At 77.2% G+C, this 18,940-nt stretch carries 17 protein-coding genes and 1 pseudogene; 10 read left to right on the forward strand and 8 right to left on the reverse strand.

Annotated features, from left to right (window positions below; all coding sequences use genetic code 11):
• Nucleotides 1-62: 62 nt before the first annotated feature.
• Nucleotides 63-563 (forward strand): annotated as a pseudogene (locus LUW75_RS03515) (AAA family ATPase); the annotation flags it as partial.
• Here the strand turns inward: LUW75_RS03515 and LUW75_RS03520 are convergent.
• From LUW75_RS03520 to LUW75_RS03535, 4 genes are all read right to left on the reverse strand, one after another.
• Nucleotides 534-1,457, reverse strand: coding sequence for an LLM class F420-dependent oxidoreductase (locus LUW75_RS03520; RefSeq protein WP_250334320.1), 924 nt, complete (start codon nucleotides 1,455-1,457; stop codon nucleotides 534-536). The pseudogene LUW75_RS03515 and the gene LUW75_RS03520 sit on opposite strands and share 30 nt — an antisense overlap.
• An 84-nt stretch (nucleotides 1,458-1,541) precedes the next feature.
• The gene (locus LUW75_RS03525) at nucleotides 1,542-2,102 is read right to left on the reverse strand and encodes a DUF6099 family protein (RefSeq protein WP_250334321.1); all 561 of its coding nucleotides are present in this window, start codon (nucleotides 2,100-2,102) and stop codon (nucleotides 1,542-1,544) included.
• A 125-nt stretch (nucleotides 2,103-2,227) separates the two neighbouring features.
• Nucleotides 2,228-2,596 carry a nucleotide pyrophosphohydrolase gene (locus tag LUW75_RS03530; protein WP_250334322.1) on the reverse strand — a complete coding sequence of 123 codons (369 nt, stop codon included), beginning with the start codon at nucleotides 2,594-2,596 and terminating at the stop codon, nucleotides 2,228-2,230.
• Between the two features lie 298 nt (nucleotides 2,597-2,894).
• Nucleotides 2,895-3,293, reverse strand: a complete 399-nt coding sequence (locus LUW75_RS03535; RefSeq protein WP_250334323.1) for a cell division protein SepF — start codon at nucleotides 3,291-3,293, stop codon at nucleotides 2,895-2,897.
• Nucleotides 3,294-3,791: 498 nt separating this feature from the next.
• Here LUW75_RS03535 and LUW75_RS03540 point away from each other — a divergent pair, with 498 nt between their 5' ends.
• Complete coding sequence (locus LUW75_RS03540; RefSeq protein WP_250337529.1) at nucleotides 3,792-4,286, forward strand: CBS domain-containing protein; 495 nt, start codon at nucleotides 3,792-3,794, stop codon at nucleotides 4,284-4,286.
• Nucleotides 4,287-4,585: 299 nt separating this feature from the next.
• On the opposite strand, the gene LUW75_RS03545 is transcribed toward LUW75_RS03540, so the two are convergent.
• Nucleotides 4,586-5,431, reverse strand: coding sequence for a caspase family protein (locus LUW75_RS03545; protein WP_250334324.1), 846 nt, complete (start codon nucleotides 5,429-5,431; stop codon nucleotides 4,586-4,588).
• A gap of 213 nt (nucleotides 5,432-5,644) precedes the next feature.
• Here LUW75_RS03545 and LUW75_RS03550 point away from each other — a divergent pair, with 213 nt between their 5' ends.
• The 6 genes from LUW75_RS03550 (at nucleotide 5,645) to LUW75_RS03575 (ending at nucleotide 13,972) form a co-directional block, all read left to right on the forward strand.
• Nucleotides 5,645-6,514: a DNA/RNA non-specific endonuclease gene (locus tag LUW75_RS03550; RefSeq protein ID WP_250334325.1), complete on the forward strand. Its 870-nt coding sequence runs from the start codon at nucleotides 5,645-5,647 to the stop codon at nucleotides 6,512-6,514.
• 16 nt (nucleotides 6,515-6,530) lie between these two features.
• Nucleotides 6,531-7,544: an alpha/beta fold hydrolase gene (locus tag LUW75_RS03555; protein ID WP_250334326.1), complete on the forward strand. Its 1,014-nt coding sequence runs from the start codon at nucleotides 6,531-6,533 to the stop codon at nucleotides 7,542-7,544.
• A 111-nt stretch (nucleotides 7,545-7,655) separates the two neighbouring features.
• Nucleotides 7,656-8,822 carry a hypothetical protein gene (locus tag LUW75_RS03560; RefSeq protein ID WP_250334327.1) on the forward strand — a complete coding sequence of 389 codons (1,167 nt, stop codon included), beginning with the start codon at nucleotides 7,656-7,658 and terminating at the stop codon, nucleotides 8,820-8,822.
• Complete coding sequence (locus tag LUW75_RS03565) at nucleotides 8,800-11,727, forward strand: AAA family ATPase (protein WP_250334328.1); 2,928 nt, start codon at nucleotides 8,800-8,802, stop codon at nucleotides 11,725-11,727. The genes LUW75_RS03560 and LUW75_RS03565 overlap by 23 nt, the downstream gene beginning before the upstream one ends.
• Nucleotides 11,724-12,881: a trypsin-like peptidase domain-containing protein gene (locus LUW75_RS03570; RefSeq protein ID WP_250334329.1), complete on the forward strand. Its 1,158-nt coding sequence runs from the start codon at nucleotides 11,724-11,726 to the stop codon at nucleotides 12,879-12,881. The genes LUW75_RS03565 and LUW75_RS03570 overlap by 4 nt, the downstream gene beginning before the upstream one ends.
• A 23-nt stretch (nucleotides 12,882-12,904) precedes the next feature.
• Nucleotides 12,905-13,972 (forward strand): trypsin-like serine peptidase, encoded by a 1,068-nt coding sequence (locus LUW75_RS03575; RefSeq protein WP_250334330.1) that lies wholly within the window; start codon nucleotides 12,905-12,907, stop codon nucleotides 13,970-13,972.
• A gap of 191 nt (nucleotides 13,973-14,163) precedes the next feature.
• Here LUW75_RS03575 and LUW75_RS03580 read toward each other — a convergent pair whose 3' ends face one another.
• The gene (locus LUW75_RS03580; protein ID WP_250334331.1) at nucleotides 14,164-14,916 is read right to left on the reverse strand and encodes an amidohydrolase family protein; all 753 of its coding nucleotides are present in this window, start codon (nucleotides 14,914-14,916) and stop codon (nucleotides 14,164-14,166) included.
• On the reverse strand, nucleotides 14,916-15,659 hold the full coding sequence (locus LUW75_RS03585; protein WP_250334332.1) for an amidohydrolase family protein: 744 nt from the start codon (nucleotides 15,657-15,659) through the stop codon (nucleotides 14,916-14,918). Before LUW75_RS03585 ends, LUW75_RS03580 begins: the two co-directional genes overlap by 1 nt.
• A gap of 356 nt (nucleotides 15,660-16,015) precedes the next feature.
• Between LUW75_RS03585 and LUW75_RS03590 the strand changes: the two genes are divergently transcribed.
• Both LUW75_RS03590 and LUW75_RS03595 read left to right on the forward strand, forming a co-directional pair.
• On the forward strand, nucleotides 16,016-16,690 hold the full coding sequence (locus LUW75_RS03590; RefSeq protein WP_250334333.1) for a dienelactone hydrolase family protein: 675 nt from the start codon (nucleotides 16,016-16,018) through the stop codon (nucleotides 16,688-16,690).
• Nucleotides 16,691-16,737: 47 nt separating this feature from the next.
• Nucleotides 16,738-17,415 carry a phosphoribosyltransferase gene (locus tag LUW75_RS03595; protein WP_250337530.1) on the forward strand — a complete coding sequence of 226 codons (678 nt, stop codon included), beginning with the start codon at nucleotides 16,738-16,740 and terminating at the stop codon, nucleotides 17,413-17,415.
• An 816-nt stretch (nucleotides 17,416-18,231) separates the two neighbouring features.
• On the opposite strand, the gene LUW75_RS03600 is transcribed toward LUW75_RS03595, so the two are convergent.
• Nucleotides 18,232-18,879 (reverse strand): 4'-phosphopantetheinyl transferase family protein, encoded by a 648-nt coding sequence (locus LUW75_RS03600; RefSeq protein WP_250334334.1) that lies wholly within the window; start codon nucleotides 18,877-18,879, stop codon nucleotides 18,232-18,234.
• Nucleotides 18,880-18,940 lie beyond the last annotated feature (61 nt).

The following is an 18,940-nucleotide window of genomic DNA, read 5'->3' on the forward strand; positions in this document are numbered from 1 at the left end:
GCCGGGCCCCGCCCCGCGGACCGCCCCGGCACCGCGCCGGCCGGGAAGGAGGAGAGGGCCGCATGACCACCACCGCCGTCGCGGAGTCCGCCTCGCGGGCCCGGACGCTGCCCGTCCCCGATCTGTCCCTCGTGGTCCTCGTCGGTGCCACCGGCTCCGGCAAGTCGACGTTCGCCCGCAGGCACTTCAAGCCCACCGAGGTCCTCTCCTCGGACTTCTGCCGCGGGCTGGTCTCCGACGACGAGAACGACCAGGCCGCCAGCCGCGACGCGTTCGACGTGCTCCACTACATCGCCCCCAGGCGGCTCGCCGCCGGCCGGCTCACCGTCGTCGACGCGACCAACGTGCAGCCGGAGCCCCGCCGACAGCTGGAGCGGCTGGCCGCCGGCGATCCCCTGTGGCGCGTCCACGAGCCGGTCTTCGCCGTCCTGGCCCTGGAGTCGGAACCGGTCGACCCCCGTCTGCAGCCGCCGGGACGGGCGTCGTGGTGGGCGCCGGGGCCGCGCGCCCCGTACGTGCGGCCCCGGCGCCGCTCAGCGCAGCTGGGTCTGGACCCGGGAGGAGATCAGCTCCAGGTGGTCCAGGTCGTGGAGGTCCAGGATCTGGAGGTACACCCGGGAGCAGCCCAGGTCGGCGTACCGGCCGATCTTGTCGACGACCTCGGCGGGCGAGCCCGCCAGGCCGTTCTCCTTCAGCTCGTCCACGTCCCGGCCGATGGCCGCGGCGCGGCGGACCACCTCCGCGTCGTCCTTGCCGACGCACACCACCAGGGCGTTGGAGTACACCAGGTCGTCGGCGCTCCGCCCCGCCTCCTCGGCGGCCGCGCGGACCCGGTCGAACTGGCGCTCCGTGTCGGCGGGGGAGGCGAAGGGGACGTTGAACTCGTCGGCGTACCGGGCCGCCAGGCGCGGTGTGCGGGTCGCGCCGAGGCCGCCGATCAGGATCGGCACCCTGGGCTGCGCCGGCTTGGGCAGCGCCGGCGAGTCGACGAGCCGGTAGTACTTCCCTTCGTGGCTGAACGTCCTGCCGGTCTCCGTGCCCCACAGGCCGGTGACGACGGCGAGCTGCTCCTCCAGGCGGCCGAACCTCTCCTTGGGGAACGGGATCCCGTACGCCGTGTGCTCCGCTTCGTACCAGGCGGCGCCCAGGCCCAACTCGACCCGGCCGCCCGACATCCGGTCGACCTGCGCCACCTGGATCGCGAGGACTCCGGGGAGCCGGAACGTCGCGGCCGTCATGAGCGTGCCGAGTCGGATGCGCCGGGTCTCGCGAGCCAGACCCGCCAGCGTGATCCAGGCGTCCGTCGGACCGGGCAGTCCGGTGACGGACCCCATGTGCAGGTAGTGGTCGGAGCGGAAGAAGGCGTCGAACCCGAGGTCCTCGGTGGCCCTGGCGACGGTGAGCAGGGTGTCGTAGTCGGCGCCCTGCTGCGGTTCGGTGAAGATGCGCAGATCCATGCACCCATCCTGCACCCGGCGGGTGCCGCCGACCGGGCCGCGACGGGTGGTGTCCGTCCCCGCCGCCGGGAGTGGCCGGGGCCGTCACCTCGGCGCGCCCGGACCGCGTCCCCCTCCCGCGCCGGTGGGCCGCGCGCCCGGTGTGCCGTCGGGTGCCGTCCCGGCCCGGTCCCGCCGCCCGTCCGCCGGGTCGGGAGGGCGGGCGCGGTCCCGCGCCGCCAGCCGGCGCAGCATGACGCGCACCCGGTCGCCGGCCTCGTCGGCCGCGTCGATCGCCTCGACGCACTGCCAGTACAGCCCCTCCTCGTCCGTGGCGCAGGCCACGCCGACGAGGGCCATGCCCACCTCTCCGAGTAGCACGCCGAGCGCCGTCAACGTGCCCCGGGGGTCGAGCACTTCGGACAGCCGCGACGCCGTCGCCCCCGCTCCCCGCGCCGGGTGGTCCGGGGCGGCGCCCCCGCGGCCGCCGGTCTCGCCCAGCCCGCGCGCCTCGCCTCTCAGCTCCCGCGGCCCGAACAGGGCCAGGTGGTCCCCGATCGCCTGGGCGAGACACTGTGCCCGCCAGGCCGACGCCATGATGTCGGGCACCGCCCGGCTCTCTGCGAGGTCATCACGACTGATGGAGATGAGTCGTTCCGCGTCCATACCCGCCGTCCCCGTTCATACGACTCTCCGCTCACGAATTCACTACCCAGAGTGAAGCCATCCGAGTCGAAACACCAGGGGAATTCGGAAATCTGTGGACAGGAGGCTCAGTGTGGATAAGTTTATCACTCCGAAGAGTGACGATCTTGCCGTGCGGACCGCCCCGGCGGCCGCCCCGCGGGGAAGCGCCGCTCGTTCCGGTCGATCTTCGCGGAGAGCGCCTCCAACGGGTCGACGCCCAACGCCCCGCAGAACTGGAGGAGATAGGCGAGCACGTCGGCGACCTCGTCGGCCACGCGGTGCGCCGTCTCCGGGTCGTCCATGACCCGGTCGGCCTCCTCGGGGGTCAACCACTGGAAGATCTCCAGCAGTTCGGACGCCTCGACGCTGAGCGCCGCCGCCAGGTTCTTCGGGGTGTGGTACGGCCGCCAGTCGCGCGAAGCGGCGAACTCGGCCAGTCTGCGCTGCAGTCCCTGCAGGTCCGGTTCGGTCACGGCGACATGTCTACCACCGCGGCCCGCCCGGCCCCGCCCGCGGCCCCGCGGTCACCGCGGCCCGCGCCCCCTCCGCCGCTGCCCGCCACGCGTCCGCCCTCCCCCACCGCCCGCCCGCGGTACACCCGTCGGTCGCCCTCGCCGCCCGCCGTCCCCGTGCGCCCGCCGTGGACCACCACCGACCACCACCCGCCTACCGCCCCTCGTCACCCGCCCCTCGCCACCCGTCGCGCACCGCCCCGCCGCACCGCCGTCAGGCGTGCGACCGTCAGGTACGGGGCCGTCAGGGGCGCGGTCGTCAGGTGTGGGGGACGGCCGCCGCGGCCGTGCCCTCCACCTCCGTGCCGGCGGGGGTGAGGAGGAAGACGTTCCGGTCGACCCGGTGCATGGAGCTGCCGAGGCCGAAGACCACCCCGCTGCTGAAGTCCAGGACGCGCTTGGCGACCTCGGTGTCGGCGCTGGTCAGGTCCAGCAGCACGGGGACCTGCGAGACGAGGTGCTCGGCGACGTCCCGGGCGTCCGAGAAGACCTGTACCCGCAGGACCACCATGCGGCGCTGCGCTCCGGCTCCGGGGTCCCGGGGGGCCGTGCGGTGGTCGGCCCCGGACGGCCACTCGTCGCGCCCCCGCAGCGGGACCACCTGCGCCAGTCCCTCCCACTGCTCGTCGGTGGCGTCGTACCTCTCGTGCCTACTCATGCGTCCATCCTGACGCCCTTCACCCGTTCGGCCCAACTCCGACACGGGCCGTGTCGGGAACGGGCCGTCCCGCCGGGCGCCGCAGGTGCTTCGGCCGGTGCCGGACGGCGGTCGCGCGGAGGCCGTTCCGGGTTCCCGCCGGCGGACGACGCGGCCGGAACGAGAGCCTGCCCGGCGCCGCCGCCGGGTCCGCACACCCGGGGGCGGCGCGGCCCTCCCTCCCACCGCCGCCCCGCCGCCGGCTCCCCTCCGCCGCCGGTCCTCCCGCCGGCGCGGCCGGTCCGCGATCCGGACGGAGGGGACCGCACCCCTTGCGCGGACCGCCCGGGGGTCCACAGTGGAAGGAGAGGGACACGGACCGACACGACGTCGGCGCCGATCGCGTCCGGGAGGCCGTCATGGGGCAGCACACGCCGGTACGGGGTGTCCCGCAGTCCCCCGCCGTCCGGGAGGGCGCCCGGGCCGCGGGGGGCCGCACCCGCCCCGCGTGACGCGGCGGTGCTGGAGCGGGCGGTCCGGGACGTGATGCGGACGTCGCTGGTGACGGTCGCGGCCGGTGAGACCGTGCTCGCCGCGTGGGAGCTCCTGGAGCGGTCGAACGCGCGGCACCTGCCCGTGGTCCTGCCGGACGGCCGCTGCGGCGGCCTGCTGGACCGGGCCGAGGTCGCGGTCGCCTGTGCGGCGCCCGCCGTGTCGCTGTCCCGGTGCTACGCGCGCGACCTGGTGCGCTGCCACAGGTGCGTGGTGGTGCACGAGGGGGACGCGGTGGGCCGGGCGGTGGCCGTGATGGACGCGAACGGCTGCGACGCGGTGCCGGTCGTCGGGGACGACGGGACACTGGCCGGGCTGCTCGCGGCCGGTGACGTGGTGGCGGCGCTGGCCGGCCGCGGGCCCGGGGCGCTGCCCGGCGCGGGCGCGCGGCCGCCGTACCCGTACCCGGTGGTGCCCGGTCTGCCGCCCCGGCGGGACGAGCGGGTGTCGCCGGTGCCGTGACGCGGGGCGGCGCCCGGAGGCGTGGAGGAGGTGGCGCGATGGCGGACGGGGCCGAGCGGGGCCGCGGGCGCGGCGGGACCGACGGCGGGACCGGGCCCGCCGGACGGGGCCGCGGCGGCGGTGTACGTGACGGCGGTGGCCGCGATGTCCCCGGAGCGCGGCTGCCGGCGCGCGGGCCCGAAAGGACGGCGCGGGTCGCACGGTCCGCGCGGCCCGGCGCGGCGGCGCGGCCGGACCGGCCCGTGCGGACGATCCGCGCACCCGACCTGTTCGGATGAGCCCGGCGTACCCGGCGCCGGTCAGACGGTGAAGGGGCGCTGCGCGAGGAACGACTCGGCGGGCCGTCCGGACAGGTACAGGTTGGGACTCTGGTTGGCGGGCATGCGGCGGACGATCGCGCGGTGGAAGGCCCGGTGGTCGCCGCGGTAGGCGCCCCCGTCCCAGACCCGCAGCAGCGCTCCGGTGAACCTGCCGTTCACCGGGCCGTCCGCGGCGACCTGGTTGTCCTGGCAGGCGGAGATCAGCAGCGCGTCCGCGGGGCGCCCCTCCGCGCGCAGTTGCCGCCGGAGCCCGTCGAAGAAGTCCTTGTCGCGCTGGTACAGGGCGCCCTGCCGGGCGGCGGGCATGAGGCGGGACGCCGCCTCGACCGCGTCGCGGTCCGCGGTGCCGAACTGCTCGCGCAGCGCCTCCGGCGTGAGCAGGTCGCGCACCTCGACGGCGCTGCCGCTGTGGCAGCAGTCGAGCAGGACCAGGATGCGCACGCCGTCGGCGAAGCGGGCGAGTTCGCGGTTCAGCTCGTCGTCGAGGTACTGCCGGTCGTACAGCACGAGGGTCTCGTCGAGGGCGTCCGGTTCGTCCTCGCCGGCGGTCTCGTCCGGGACCTGGCCGCCGTGTCCCGAGTACGTCAGGAGGAAGGCGTCCCCGTCGCCGAGGCGGGCCGCCGCGTCGCGCAGGGCGGCGGTGACGCCGTCGACGGTGGCCTCGCCGGTGAGCAGGACGGTGTCGGCGTAGCCGGAGTCGCGGGCGAGGGCGGCCATGTCGCGCGCGTCGTTCTCGCAGGCGAGGAGGCGGCCGTCCCAGCCGTCGTAGCGGTCGGGGTCGACCGTGTTGAGTCCGATGTGCAGGGAGAGGCCGGTGGCACCCATGGAGACTCCTGGAGCGGGCGGTTTCGGGGTCGGTGGCCCCATCCCTTCCGCGTGCGGCGCGCGGGCGAACCGCCCGGGGGCGGCCGGGTGGGGAAATCCGCCTGAACGGGCCCGTCCCCCGGTCCGCGGGCCGCCGCCGGCCCCCTGCGCCGATGGGGTGGCGCGGGCCGCCGTGCCGTTGGGGACCCGCCCTCGCACGGTAATGGGCATATCATGATTTCTTCCGATGATTCGGAGGGCCCTGGCGGGTCGCTCGCCGGCCGAGACGGCTACGACGAGGGCTTCCTCGGCCCCGCCGTGCCCCTGCCGCGCCTCGTGGCGCCCGGCGTCGAGACGGTCGTCCTGCCGTACACGCACTTCAGCGTGGTGCTGCGCCCCGACCGGCGGCTCGCGGCCGCCACCGCCGTGTGCATCGACGGCGAGCACCTCGTCGAGGACGTGCCGCGCGACGACGCCTGGTACTACGACCCGCGCGTGCCGGAGGAGTGGCAGGCCGGTCCCGAGGTGTACCGGGACAACTCCCTGGACCGGGGCCACCTGGTGCGCCGCCTCGACCCGGTGTGGGGCGCGGGCGCGGTGGCGGTGCGCGCGAACGGCGACACGTTCCACTACACCAACGCCGCCCCGCAGGCCGACGTGTTCAACCAGGGCAAGGAGGTCTGGCAGGGCCTGGAGAACTACCTGCTGGACCACGCCGCCCGCCACGACCGGCGGCTGACGGTGCTCACCGGCCCCGTCCTGCACGACTCCGACCCGCCGTACCGGGGCGTGCAGGTGCCGCTGCGGTTCTGGAAGGTCGCCGCGTTCCTGCACGACGGGGCGCTCGCGGCGACGGCGTACGTCCTCGACCAGAGCCCCGACCTGACGCGCGACGCCGACCGGGCGCTCGCGGGGGCGCTGCCGGGCGCCCCGCCGCCGCTGGGCGCGTTCCGCACGTACCAGGTGCCGGTGGAGGACGTGGTGCTGCTGACCGGCCTGGACCTGGGGCCGCTGCCGGCCGCCGACCTGATGCCGGCGGCCCGCGCCCCGGAGTCCCGGTGGCGGCGCCTGGGGGCGCTCGAAGAGATCACCGTGGGCGTCTGAGGGGACGGGAGGGCCGATGCGACCCCAGATCGTGTACGTGCACGGCAGCGGCCCCAAGCCGCGCGCCGCGCTGCTCAGGGCTCAGTGGGACCGGGCGCTGTTCGGGCACGGGGCGGACGGCACCTCGCGCCTGGCGTACTGGGCGCCGCTCCTCCACTCGGAGCCGCTGCCGGACCGGGAGCCGGACCCGCTGGAGGGGCTCCCGGGCGCCGTCGCGGAGACGGAGGCGGAGACGGAGGCGGAGGCGGAGGCGGAGGCGGAGGCGGAGGCGGAGCTGCCTGCTCCGCCGCTGGAGGACCCGGCCCGGTTCGTCGAGCGCACGGCCGCCGCGGCCGCCCGGGTCCGCGCGGCCGCGGAGGGCGGCGCGCGGGGCGGCCTCGGGGCGCGGGGCGGGCCGCTCGACGGGTGGCTGAGCGACATGGCGTACCTCGCCGAGGCGCTCGCCCTGGCCGAGGAGCCCCGCCCGGGGCCGGGCGAGGAGCCGCTGCCCAAGGCGCTGCCGCTCCCCCGGCCCGCCCGCACGGCGCTGTTCCGGCTGCTGGTGCGGCACACCTTCGAGGACGTCCACGCGTACTTCTTCGGCGGTTTCGGGCCGGCGGTGCGGCAGGTCGTGGCCGAGACGCTGGACGCCGCCGAGGAGGCCCGGGGGGCGGACGGCGGCCCCCTCGTCGTGATCGGCCACAGCCTCGGCAGCGTCGCCGCGTACGAGGTGCTGGCCGCGGGCGGCCGGGAGGTCGACCTGTTCGTCACGCTCGGCTCGCCGCTCGGGATCGCCGAGGTGCAGGACCACCTCGGCGTGCCGCCCGCCGTGCCGCCCGGCACGGCCCTGTGGCTGAACGCGTCCGACGCGCGCGACGTCGTGGCCCTCGACCACACGCTGCGCCCCGACTACGCCCCTCCGGGCCGGATCACGGACCTGCTGGTGGCGAACGCCAGCGCCAACCACCACGGCATCGGCGAGTACCTGTCGAACCCGCTGGTGCGGGAGCCGGTGCGCCGGGTGCTGGACCGGGCCGCGGGGCCGGCGTGACCGGATTGCACGGCCGCGCGCCGGGTGTGACCATGGCGTGAGAGGGCCGAAGGGGGGCTCGGGGCGACCGGGAGGGCGACCGCGCGACGGCGACGACCGGGCAGGTGCTCAATGCCGTTGGAGACCCCCGAGTGGGACAAGGTCACCGAGTGGGTGCGGGAGTACCTGCTGGACTCCACCGACCCGTACACCCAGCTGCGGCACGCCGGCTTCCCCTCCGAGTTCATCGGCGGCCTCCCGCTGACCGCCGTCAGCGCCCACAACGCGCGCGTCCTCGTCAGCTCCTCGCACAGGACCGTCGACGGGCAGGTGCGGCTCCTGCGGGCACTGGTCCTCAACGACCGGCTGCGGAACCTGCCGTACGTCAGGGACGCCGAGGAGTACCTGGACCGGCTGGAGCGGGACGCCGAGGCGCACGCCTCGCAGGACGTGTTCCGCACCCAGCTGCTGCACGGCGGGGCGGAGGTGTTCCTCGACCGGGAGGAGCTGCGCGAGACGCTGCGCGCGTTCGTGGCGGACGACCACAAGTCGGTGCTGCTGGTCGACGGCGAGCCCCACAGCGGCCGCTCCTACACGTACGCGTTCATCCGGTACCTCTCCCAGCACCGGCGCTTCTGCCCGGCGCGGGTCCTGCTGGGGCCGACCACGACGGCCACCAAGGTGGTGCGGCGCCTCGCCTCGTTCGTCTCCGACCCGCGCGCGGGGGTCGTGCCGCCCCTCGCGACGGAGCTCGACGACCCGCTGCCCGCGCTCGACGAGGCGGTGCACTGGGTGGTCGTCCAGGCGACCGGCGCCGAGGACCTGTTCTGGTTCGTGCTGGACGACTGCGACCGGCTCGACCCGGGCTCCGACGTGTGGGACCTGATCGGCCAGCTCGCCCTCGCCATCTACGAGTACGGGCCCGTGCGCCGCGCCCAGGCGCCGCGCCTGGTGCTCCTCGGCTACGGGGAGGCGATGCAGCAGCTGCCGTACGAACTGCGGCACAGCCTGTGCCGGGACCGGGCGCGGCCCGCCGGGCCGGGCGACGTGCGGGCCTTCTTCGACCGGTACGTCCGCGAACGGCCGCCCCCGTCGCTGACCGCGCTGGCGGCCGAGGAGCGCGAGGCGGCGCTCGCCGGACTGGTCGACACGGCCGTGGACGAGGTCCTCGCGGCGGTCGGCGGCGCGGACGGCGGCACGCCGGGGGGCGGCCCGGGCCGCCCGGGCGGGGAGAGCTACATGCGGCGGCTGGGCACCGCGGTGGAGGGGGCGGTCCGTGTCTACCGCACCCTCCCCTGAGCCCTCCGGCGCCGCCGCGCTGCGCGAGCTGTTCCGGGCCCGGCTGCGGCAGGAGCTGCGGCCCGCCGGCGGGACGCCCGGCGCGGTGCCGGACGTCCGCCGCGACTACCGCCGGGCGGCCTGCCTGCTCGCCTGCTTCGACCCGCGGAGGCTGCGGCTGCCGGGGGAGCGGGCGCCGACGGGGCGGGCGGTGATGGAGCTGGCCGGGGACTGCTCGGCGGCGGGCGTGGCGGGCCGCACGGAGTGGACGCTGAAACCCGAGGTCCGGGAGGAGACGCTGCGCGGCCTGCCCGGCCCCGGCGAGGCGCTGCGCGCGCTGGAGCCCAACCTCGGCGCGGTCCCCGAGGGACCGGGCCCCGAGCGGGTGTGCCTGGCGGTGCTGCGGGGGCGGGCGCCCGGGACGGCCGGCGCGGGGCCGGACGAGCTGGCCGACGTGCTCCAGGCCGTGCTGTGGCTGTCGCTGGTGCCGGGCGTGACGGGGCTCCCGGAGGCCTGCGCCGTGCGGGACGAGCTGGAGCTGGCCCGACTGCTCCAGCCGCTGGAGCGCCTGGTGCGGGTGCCGTCGTTCGTGGGCCGGGAGGCCGAACTGGCGGAGCTGCGCGACTTCGTCCACGCGCCGGGCGCCCCGGCCGGCGCGGGCCCGGCCGCACCGACGCCGCTGCTGGTGCTGGTGGTGCACGGGCCCGGCGGGATGGGCAAGAGCACGCTCCTGGCCAACTTCCTGCTGGACAGCCTGCGCGGGGGGACGGAGGGCGGGGAGGGGCACGGGGGGCGGGGGTTCCCGTTCCCCTTCGCGTACGTCGACTTCGAGCGGCCCACCCTGTCGGTGCACGAGCCGGTGACGCTGATCGCGGAGGTGGCCCGCCAGCTGGGCGTCCAGTACCCGGCGTTCCGCGTCGAGCTGGACGCGCTGGCCGCCGGGTGCCAGGAGGAGGCGCGCGCGCAGCGGGCGCAGGAGGAGCGGGTCGCCGAGCTCAACCGGCTGGCGGCCACGCGGGCGGGGCTCGGCCGCAGGACCTCGCGGGAGTTCCTGGCGGGGGCGAGCGAGCGGGAGAGCTCGCTGTTCCGGCGGGTCGGCAAGGTGCTGCGGCGGGCGGTGGCGGGCGGTGCGCCGTTCGTGACGGTCATCGACTCGTTCGAGGAGGCCCAGTACCGCGGTTCGCCGGCGCTGGGCCGGATGTGGGCGGTGTTCCTGGCGCTGGCGGAGGCGTACCCGCGGGTGCGGGTCGTCGTGTCGGGCCGGTCGCCGGTCGGGCACCCGGCGGCCGGGTCGCGGCCGGTGGAGGTCGAGCTGCGCGACCTGGGCCCGGAGGCGTCGGTGGGGCTGCTCGGGGCGTGCGGGGTGCGCGACCCGGAGCTGGCGCGGGTGCTGGCCGAACGCGTCGGCGGGCACCCGCTCAGCCTGCGGCTCGCGGCGCGGGCGGCGACGCTGGCCGGGTCGGACACGGCGGGTGTGAGGGAGCTGGTCGGCAGCCTCCCGGCACGGCGCCGGGACTTCTTCCGGCGCGTCGACCAGATGCTGGTGCAGGGCATCCTCTACGAGCGGATCCTCCAGCACATCCCCGACCCGGACGTGCGGCGCCTGGCCCACGCCGGACTGGTGCTGCGGCTGATCACACCGGACGTCATCCGGGAGGTGCTGGCCGAGCCGTGCGGGGTGGCCGTGGCGGGGTCGGAGGAGGCGAGGCGGCTGTTCGGGACGCTGTCGCGGCTGGACCTGGTCGAGCCGCGCGGCCCGCAGGCGGTGCGGGTGCGGGCCGACGTGCGGGCGATCATGCTGCGGCTCGCCGCGAGCGACCCGGCGTCGCCGTCGCGGGAGGTGGAGCGGCGGGCCGTGGCGTACTACGCGGCGCGCGAGGGCCTGGAGGCGCGCGCCGAGGAGATCTACCACCGGCTGCGGCGGGGCGAGGACCCGCGCACCGTGGAGGAGCGGTGGCTGCCCGGCGTGGAGCGGCTGCTGGAGGGGGCGCAGGACGAGATGAGCCCCCGGGCGGCGGCGCTGCTCGACGCGCACCGGCGGCGCGGCGGGGCGTCGGACCTGGTGATGGCCGAGGCCGACCAGGAGGACTGGGAGCGGATCGCCGGCCGCGAGGTGGAGGACCTGCTGGTGCAGGGGTTCACCGAGGAGGCGCTGGCCCGGCTGGCCGAGCGGCGCCCGTGGACGCCGTGCAGCGCCCTGCACCCGCTGCTGGCGGAGGCCCTGGACCGGGCGGGACGGCGGGCGGAGGCGCGTCGGGCGGCGTCCGACGCGGTCGACGCCGCGCGGGAGGCGGAGTGCGGGGAGAGGCAGCTGGAGCTGCTGCTGCTGTCGGCGCGGCTCGCGGAGGAGGACGGCGACGCGGACAGCGCCGACCGGGACCTGCGGCTCGCGGAGGACGTGGCGATCGGGCTGGGGCAGGACCTGGAGGCGATGGGCACGCTGCTGGCCAGGGCGCGGCTGGCGGCGGGCGCGGACGCGCCCGACCGGGAGGCGGACACCCGGCTCGCGCGGCGGCTGCGGCAGGTCCCGGACGAGGTGCTGGCCGACCAGCCGTCGCTGGTGCGGGCCGCGGCGTCCCGGGTGTACACGCTGGACGCACGGGCGCTGGACCACGCGCTGGAGCTGGTGGGGCTGCCGGAGGACGACGAGGCGCTGGAGGCGCTGGGCGCGGGGCTGCGGCGGGCGGTGCGGGCCGACCCGCTGCTGCTGCGGCCGCTGATGGACGTCCTGCGCTCGGCGGCCGGCGCCCACGACGCGTCCGCGCCGCCGCCCTCGGACGTCACGGACATCCTGCGGCTGGTACGGGACCGGGGGTCGCTCGACGGGCTGGCGCGGCGGCTGCTGGTGCTGCGCGACGGGAGCGGGCAGATCGCGGCGGGCGTGGCGGCCGCCCTGCGCGGCGGGGAGGGCGGTGGTCCGCCGTGACGGGCGGAACCGCGTGGGGCTACCTGACGCAGGAGGACGTCCTGGCCGTGCGGGACGCCGCCCTGGACGCGGGCCTCACCGATCCGGCGGTACGGCCGCTGCTCTTCGACGGGATCATGCCCCGGTACCGGGCGACCCTGCCGCTGCTGGCCGCGCCCGGGCTGCAGGTGCAGTCGGACCTGGTGGAGATGAACCGGGTCGAGCGGCTGGTCGACGGGTCGGTGCCGCTGGAGATCTGGCTGCGCAACGCGGTCGCCCAGACCACGGCCGCCGCGCCGGCGGCCGTGCTCCAGCGGGCCCTGGACGACGTGGCGCGGGACGCGGGCGGCGAGCCGGACGTGTTCGCGGGCCGGCGGGTGCCGGAGGCCAAGGAGGAGATCGTCCACCGGGACGACACGGTGCCGTTCGGGTTCCTGCGGGGCGGGGACGCGGCGGGCGCGGCGGTCGCGCGGATCAAGGTGCCGCCGTACGAGGGCGGGCAGCCGCTCCAGCCCAACGGCTTCCCCCACTCGGGCACCGCCTGGCTGGTCGCCCCGGACCTGCTCGTCACCAACCACCACGTCGTCAACGCCCGTACCGGATCGGGCGGCAGGCGGACCCTGGCCGGCCCGGAGGACCTGCTGCTGCAGGCGCGGTGCGCGCGGGCCCGGTTCGACTACGAGAGCGACGACACGGGCACCGAGGAGGCCCCCGTACGGGAGCTGGCCGCCGCCGACGCGGAGCTGGACTACGCCGTGCTGCGGCTCGCGGAGCCCCCCGCCCGGCCGGTGCTGCCCCTGGCCGGGCGGACGCTGCGGGTCGCGGCGGGCGACGTGGTGGCCGTCAACATCATCCAGCACCCGGGCGGCGCCCCCAAGCGGGTCGCGCTCCGCAACAACCTCGTGTTCGAGGCGGACGAGCGGGACCTGCACTACTTCACCGACACCCGCGGCGGTTCGTCGGGATCGCCGGTCCTGACGGACGACTGGCGCGTGGTGGCGCTGCACCGGGGCACGCGGCGCGTGGAGAACGTGTCGTTCCAGGGCCGCGGGACCGCGTTCGTGAACGTCGGCACGCAGTTCACCGCCGTCATGGCGCACCTCGCGGCCCACTCCCCCGGGGTCCGCGCCGAGATCGAGGCGGCCCAGCGCGGTGCGGCCGGGACGCCCTTCTGAGAACCCTCTGGGAGGAGGAGCACATGGACGGCAGGAGCAGGTCACCGGTGGCGGCCGGCCCCCAGGAGATCTTCACCGACCTGCGGGCCGTCGCCGACCGGGTGCGGGAGGGACTGGCGCGGGAGGTGCCGGAGTCGGCGTACGAACCCCCCGCCGACCAGGCCCCGGGCGAGGAGATCGCCCGGTTCGCCGCGCAGGAGCGGGCCCGGGTGCTGGAGGCGGGGGCGCGCGGGCTGGAGAAGCTGGCGGCGGGCCGCGACGACGAGGTCGGCGACGACGAGTCGTTCGGGATGGAGGCGATCGTCCTGCTGGAGGGCCGGCCCGCGATCCTCGTGCAGAACGGCGACTTCCCGCCGCAGGAGGGCGACTGGGCCGTGCTGGACGCCCAGCGGGCCGCGATCCGCCGGACCCTGGCGCGGGTGGGCCGGGTCGAGGTGTCCGGGCACGCCAACCTCGACTGGGTGGGCACGGCGTTCCTGGTCGGCGAGGACGTGGTGATGACCAACCGCCACGTGGCGCTGGAGTTCGCCCGGGACGACGACCCGGTGGAGTGGGCGTTCCGGCCGGGGCTCGGCGCGGCCCTGGACCTGACCCGCGAGTACGGCGCGCTGCCCGGCGCGGGCGGGCCGGCGTACGCGGTGGCGGAGGTGATCGGCATCCACCGGGAGGTGGACATGGCGCTGCTGCGGGTCGCCCCCGTGCCGGGCGGGCAGGCGCTGCCGTCGCCGCTGGCCGTGGCGGCGGACGCCCCCGCCGCGCTGCCGGGCCGGCCGGTGTACGTGGTGGGGCATCCGGCGTGGGACGGGCGGCGCAACGAGCCCGAGGCGATGCGCCGGATCTTCATGGACGTCTACAACGTGAAGCGCCTCCAGCCGGGCGCGGCCGGCCGGTTGCTGCCGGAGCGGAACGTGCTGACGCACGACTGCTCCACGCTGGGCGGCAACAGCGGCTCCCCCGTCCTCGGCCTGGACGACCACCGCGTCCTGGGCCTCCACTTCGGCGGGCGGTACGGCTTCGGCAACTACGCGGTGCCGCTGTGGTCGATGCTGGACGACCCGCTGGTGCGGCGTGCGGGGCTGAACTTCGTCTGAGACGGGGCGCCGGGGGCCGGGCGCCCGCGGGTCGGGGTGGGGACGGCGCGGGGCGGGGTGCGCCCCGGAGCACGGGCGCCGGGACGGGCCGCGGGGATCCGGGTCCCCCGCGGGCGGGCGGCGCCCGCGGGGCGGTGGCACCGGCTCCCCGGGCACACGCCCCCGGCCGGCCCGGAAGCCCCGGGGCCGGTTCAGGGGCGCGGGCCGGTTCGGAGGCTCAGGCCGAAGAGGCGGGCGGCGTTGCGCCACAGCACCTGATCCAGCTCGTCGTCGGTGAAGTGCGCGTCGCGGACGACACCGAGCGAGACGCACGGGTCGACCAGGGTGGCGTCCGTCCCGAACAGGATGCGCTCGACGGGCACTCCGGCCTCGCGGGCGTACGCGACGCGCCCCGCGTCGGTGGCGGTCCGGCAGTGCTCCAGGTAGAGCCGGTCGCAGGAGGCCGCGGCGTGCGCCGCCTCGCGCCAGGCGTCGCCGCCCGCGTGGCCCAGGATGACGCGCAGCCCGGGGCGGGCCTCGACGAGTTCGGGGAGGAGGGCGACCTCGGCGCCCCAGGTGTGCAGCAGGAGCGGTACGCCCGCCTCGGCGACCACGTCGAAGGCGGCGGCCATCTCGGGCGAGCCGGGCAGGCGGCCCGGGTAGGTGGTGTGGATCTTCGCTCCGACGAACCGCCCGGTGTCGAGGCAGCGCCGCAGGTCGGCGGCGCTCTCCTCGATGCGGTTGGGGTTGACGACGGCGTAGCCGAGGAGGCGGGGACGGGTCGCGAGGGCCTTGTGGAGGGCGGCGTTGCCCGCGACCGCGTCGTACACGACGGCCTCGGAGGCGGAGACGAGCTGCAGGTCGATGCCGTACCGGTCCATCTGGCGGAGGTTGGTGTCGGCGTCGCCGGACGTCAGGTGGAACGGCCAGTGGCCCACGTGGGCGTGCACGTCGATGATCGGCATCAGACGAGCAGCTCCTCGACGTTCTTCGTGGCGATCGCGGCGCGGTCGTCGGCGGAGATGTCGGCGTACCGCAGCTTCAGCGTCTGGGGTGAGACGTCCATGAAGGGCGTGCGCGACCCGAAGACGAGGTGGCGGGCGCCCACGGACTCGACGACCCGCTCGATGGAGTCGGGCCCGGAGAGCATCCGGGTGGTGGCCCGGAACCCGGGTTCGTCGCGGGCGAGGAGGAGGAAGTCGGCGAGGACGTACGCGTGGAGGTCGAGGAACACGACGTCGGCGCCCCGGCCGGTGAGCGGCGGGCCGAAGCGGCGCGGGTCGCCGTCGTGGAGGAGGACCATGCCGCGCTCGGCGGCCAGCCGGACGGTCCTGCGGTAGCCGGGGAAGTCGGGTTCGGCGCCCTGGTCGACGGTGAACAGGCGCAGGAACCGGACGCCCGCGGCGGCGAGTTCGTCCAGGCGCGCCTCGGCGGCGAGGGCGTCGCGCAGGTCGACGGTGCCGACGGGACGCAGCTCGGGGCAGCCGGCGAGGTCGCGGAGCGTCTCGGCGTTGCCGCCCGCGTCGTCGAAGAGGGCGCCGCGGGTGGACAGGGCCAGCGCCCCGGCGACGGGCGACCCGGCGAGCCGGGCCCGCACCTCGGCCAGGGTGGTGTCGCGGTGGTGCCGGGGCCAGGGGCCGTACAGCACGTCGACGTCCCATCCGACCTGCTCCTCGGCCGTGGGCCGCAGCCACGCGTACCCGCCCACACCGCCCCCTTCCGTCGACACTTGCGACCAGGCCCGAAACTAGAACGGCGAGCGGGCGGCGTCAACGAGGCGGGGCCACGGCCGGGCCGGGCGCACCCCGGCGGCCCGCGGTCCGCGGGCGGCGGGCGGCGGGCGGCGGGCGGCGAGCGGACCGCGGCAGGCGGCGGACCGCGGTGGACGGCGCGCGGGTGGAGCCCGCCGCCCCGGACCGCCCCGCCCCGGACCGGTGCCGGTGCCGACTGCGGTGCCGTGCGCGCCGTGCCCCGTCGCGTGGCCCGGCCGCGCCCCTCGGGGCGGTCGCGTTTGGCGCGACGGGCGCGGAGCACTCGCCCCGGGGAGGGAGAAGGGAGGCCGTCGTGATCCTGGAGGAGGTCGCCCTGCCCGCGGCGGACGGTTCCGCGCTCCGCGGCGATCTGGCCCTGCCCGCGTCGGTGCCGGTGATGGTGGTGTTCGCGCACGGCAGCGGGAGTTCCCGGCACAGTCCGCGCAACCGGGTCGTGGCCGCGGCGCTGCGGAAGGCGGGCATGGGCACCCTGCTGATGGACCTGCTCACGGAGCGGGAGGAGCGCCACGACCTGCTGACCGCCGAGTACCGGTTCGACATCGACCTGCTGTCGTCGCGGGTCGTGTCCGCGGTCGACTGGCTCGCCGACGTGCCCGCGACGCGGACGCTGGGGGTGGGGCTGTTCGGGGCGAGCACCGGCGCGGCGGCGGCGCTGCGCGCGGCCGCGGAGCGCCCCGCGCGCGTGCGGTCCGTGGTGTCGCGCGGCGGGCGCCCCGACCTGGCCGGGGACGCGCTGGCGCGGGTGGCCGCCCCGGTCCTGCTGATCGTCGGTGAGGAGGACCCGGAGGTGCTGCGCCTGAACCGGGAGGCGGCCGGGCGGCTGGGGGCACCGCACCGGGTGGAGGTCGTGCCCGGCGCCGGCCACCTCTTCGAGGAGCCGGGCGCGCTGGAGCACGTGGTCCGCGCGGCGCGGGAGTGGTTCCGGCGGCCGGGCGGCGCGTCCGACGCTCCCGGCGGACGGACGTGACCGACCGGAGGGCGCCGCGGCGAGGGGGTGAGGAGGCGGTGATGGAGTTGCGGTTCGAGGACCGGCGGGACGCGGGGCGCCTGCTCGGTGAGCGGGTACGGGCGCGGGCGGCCGAGCAGCGGTGGCCCGACCCGGTCGTACTGGCCCTGCCGCGGGGCGGCGTCCCGGTCGGGGCGGAGGTGGCGCGGGCGCTCGACGCGCCGCTGGACGTGCTGGTCGTGCGGAAGATCGGGATGCCCGGTCGGCCGGAGGTCGGCATCGGCGCGATCGCCGGGGAGGCGCCGCCCCTCTTCGACGAGCGGGCGCTGGCGATGCTCGGCATCACCCCGGACGAGTTGGGCGCCGACGTGGCGCGGGAGCGCACCGAGCTGCACCGGCGGGAGGCCCTGTACCGGCGCGGCGGTCCCGGTCCGGACCTGCGGGGCCGGACGGCCCTGCTGGTCGACGACGGCCTGGCGACGGGCGTCACGGCCCGCGCGGCGATCCGGCTGCTGCGGGGCGAGGCGCCCGGGCGGCTGGTGCTGGCGGTCCCCGTGGGCGACCGCCGGGCCGTGGCGGGGCTGCGGCCCGAGGTGGACGACCTGGTCTGCCTCTCCGAGCCCGCGGACTTCCACGCAGTGGGTCTGTGGTACGAGGACTTCGACCAGGTGCCGGACGAGGAGGTGCTCCGGGTGCTGGGCGACCTGTCGGCCCCGGACCGCCTGCGCCCCACCCGGCACCGGTGACCCCCGACCGACCACGCCCCACCCGGCGCCGGCGGCCCCGGAGACCCGACCCCCTCCCGGGTCCTGGCCCCGGCGCCCGGCACCGAGGCCGGGAGGGCGGTCGGCTCCCTCACAGGCATCGGCGACGGCGACGGCAACGGTCCCGCCGCCTCCCGCTCCCTCCGGCCGCCTCGCCACCTGCCCCGGCCCCGCGCCCGCGTCCCGGCGGGAGGGGCCCTCCGCCCGCGGCGGACGCCCCTCCCCCGAGGCGGCGGACGGCTCGGGGGGCCTTCCGCCCCGCCGCGTCCGCCTCGCTCCCCCAGCCCGGGTCGCGCGCCTGCCACGACCGCGGACACCGCGGCGGGAGGCACCGCGCCGTCGCCCCCATCGCGCTCGCTCGACGCCGCCCGCCACGGAGCGGCCGTGCCGGCCGCGGACGGCTGTGACGGACACGTCCGCCCACGGCGCCCGGCCCGTACGGCGGCGGGAAGCGGACGGCCGGTTGCCCGTGGGGACGGGCGTCGCGGACAGCCCGCCGGACGGTACCGGCCCGGCTCCGCGTCACGGATCGACCCGATCCGGCGCTCGCCGCCGTGCTGAACGACGCCCGCCCCGCCCCGGTACGGCCACGCGGCGGGCAGGACCTGCCCGCCGCCGGCCGCCTTCCGGATGCCGGATACCGGAACACCGTGCGCACTCGCCCACCCGTCCCGCACCGGCCGCGTGGAGAGCCCCGGTCACGGCCTCCGCACGACTCCCGGGGACGGACGCCTCGATCTCCAGGCGCGTCGTGTCCGGATCCCGGCGGCCCGTGCGACCAGCGCTTTCGCGGGAGGTCTAGTGCGGCGGCACCGTCACGGCGGTGACCGCCAGGGCCCCGTCCACGGCCCACCGCCCGGTGAAGCCCTCCGCCGGGACGGCCGGGTCGCGCCGGAGGAGTCGCGCCGTGAACGTCCCGTCCGGCGCGAAGGCCAGCTCGGCCTCCTCGTGGCCGAGCCAGCGGCGGGTGAGCGGGAACCACGCCTTGTACACCGACTCCTTCGCGCTGAACAGCAGCCGGTCCCAGTGCACCCCCGGGTGCAGTCGGGCCAGTGCCGCCAGGTGGGCCCGTTCGGCCTCCGAGGCAACCATGTCCAGGACGCCGTCCGGCAGCGGCAGGTGGTCCTCGGCGTCGATCCCGAGGGACCGCAGGTCGGTGTCGCGCGCCACGGCCGCCGCCCGGTACCCCTGGCAGTGGGTCAGGCTGCCGACGATCCGGTCCGGCCACACGGGCGCCCCGCGCTCGCCGCGGGGCACGGGCACGGGCGCGACGCCCAGCCCGGCGAGGGCCCGCCGCGCGCACCACCGGGCGGTGGTGAACTCCCGGCGCCGCTTGTCCACCGCGCGGCTCACCTCCTCGGCCTCCGTGCCGAGCAGCGGCAGGCCGGGCGGGTCGTCGAAGGCCTCGGCGACGGACACCGCGGACGGCAGTATCAGGTCGATCACGGACGTTCGCTCCCCCCTGGCACGGCCGGCACGATCGGCACGGCTGCCGCGACCGGCACGG

The organism is Streptomyces sp. MRC013, assembly GCF_023614235.1.
In the GTDB taxonomy this organism is placed as follows: Bacteria; Actinomycetota; Actinomycetes; order Streptomycetales; family Streptomycetaceae; genus Streptomyces.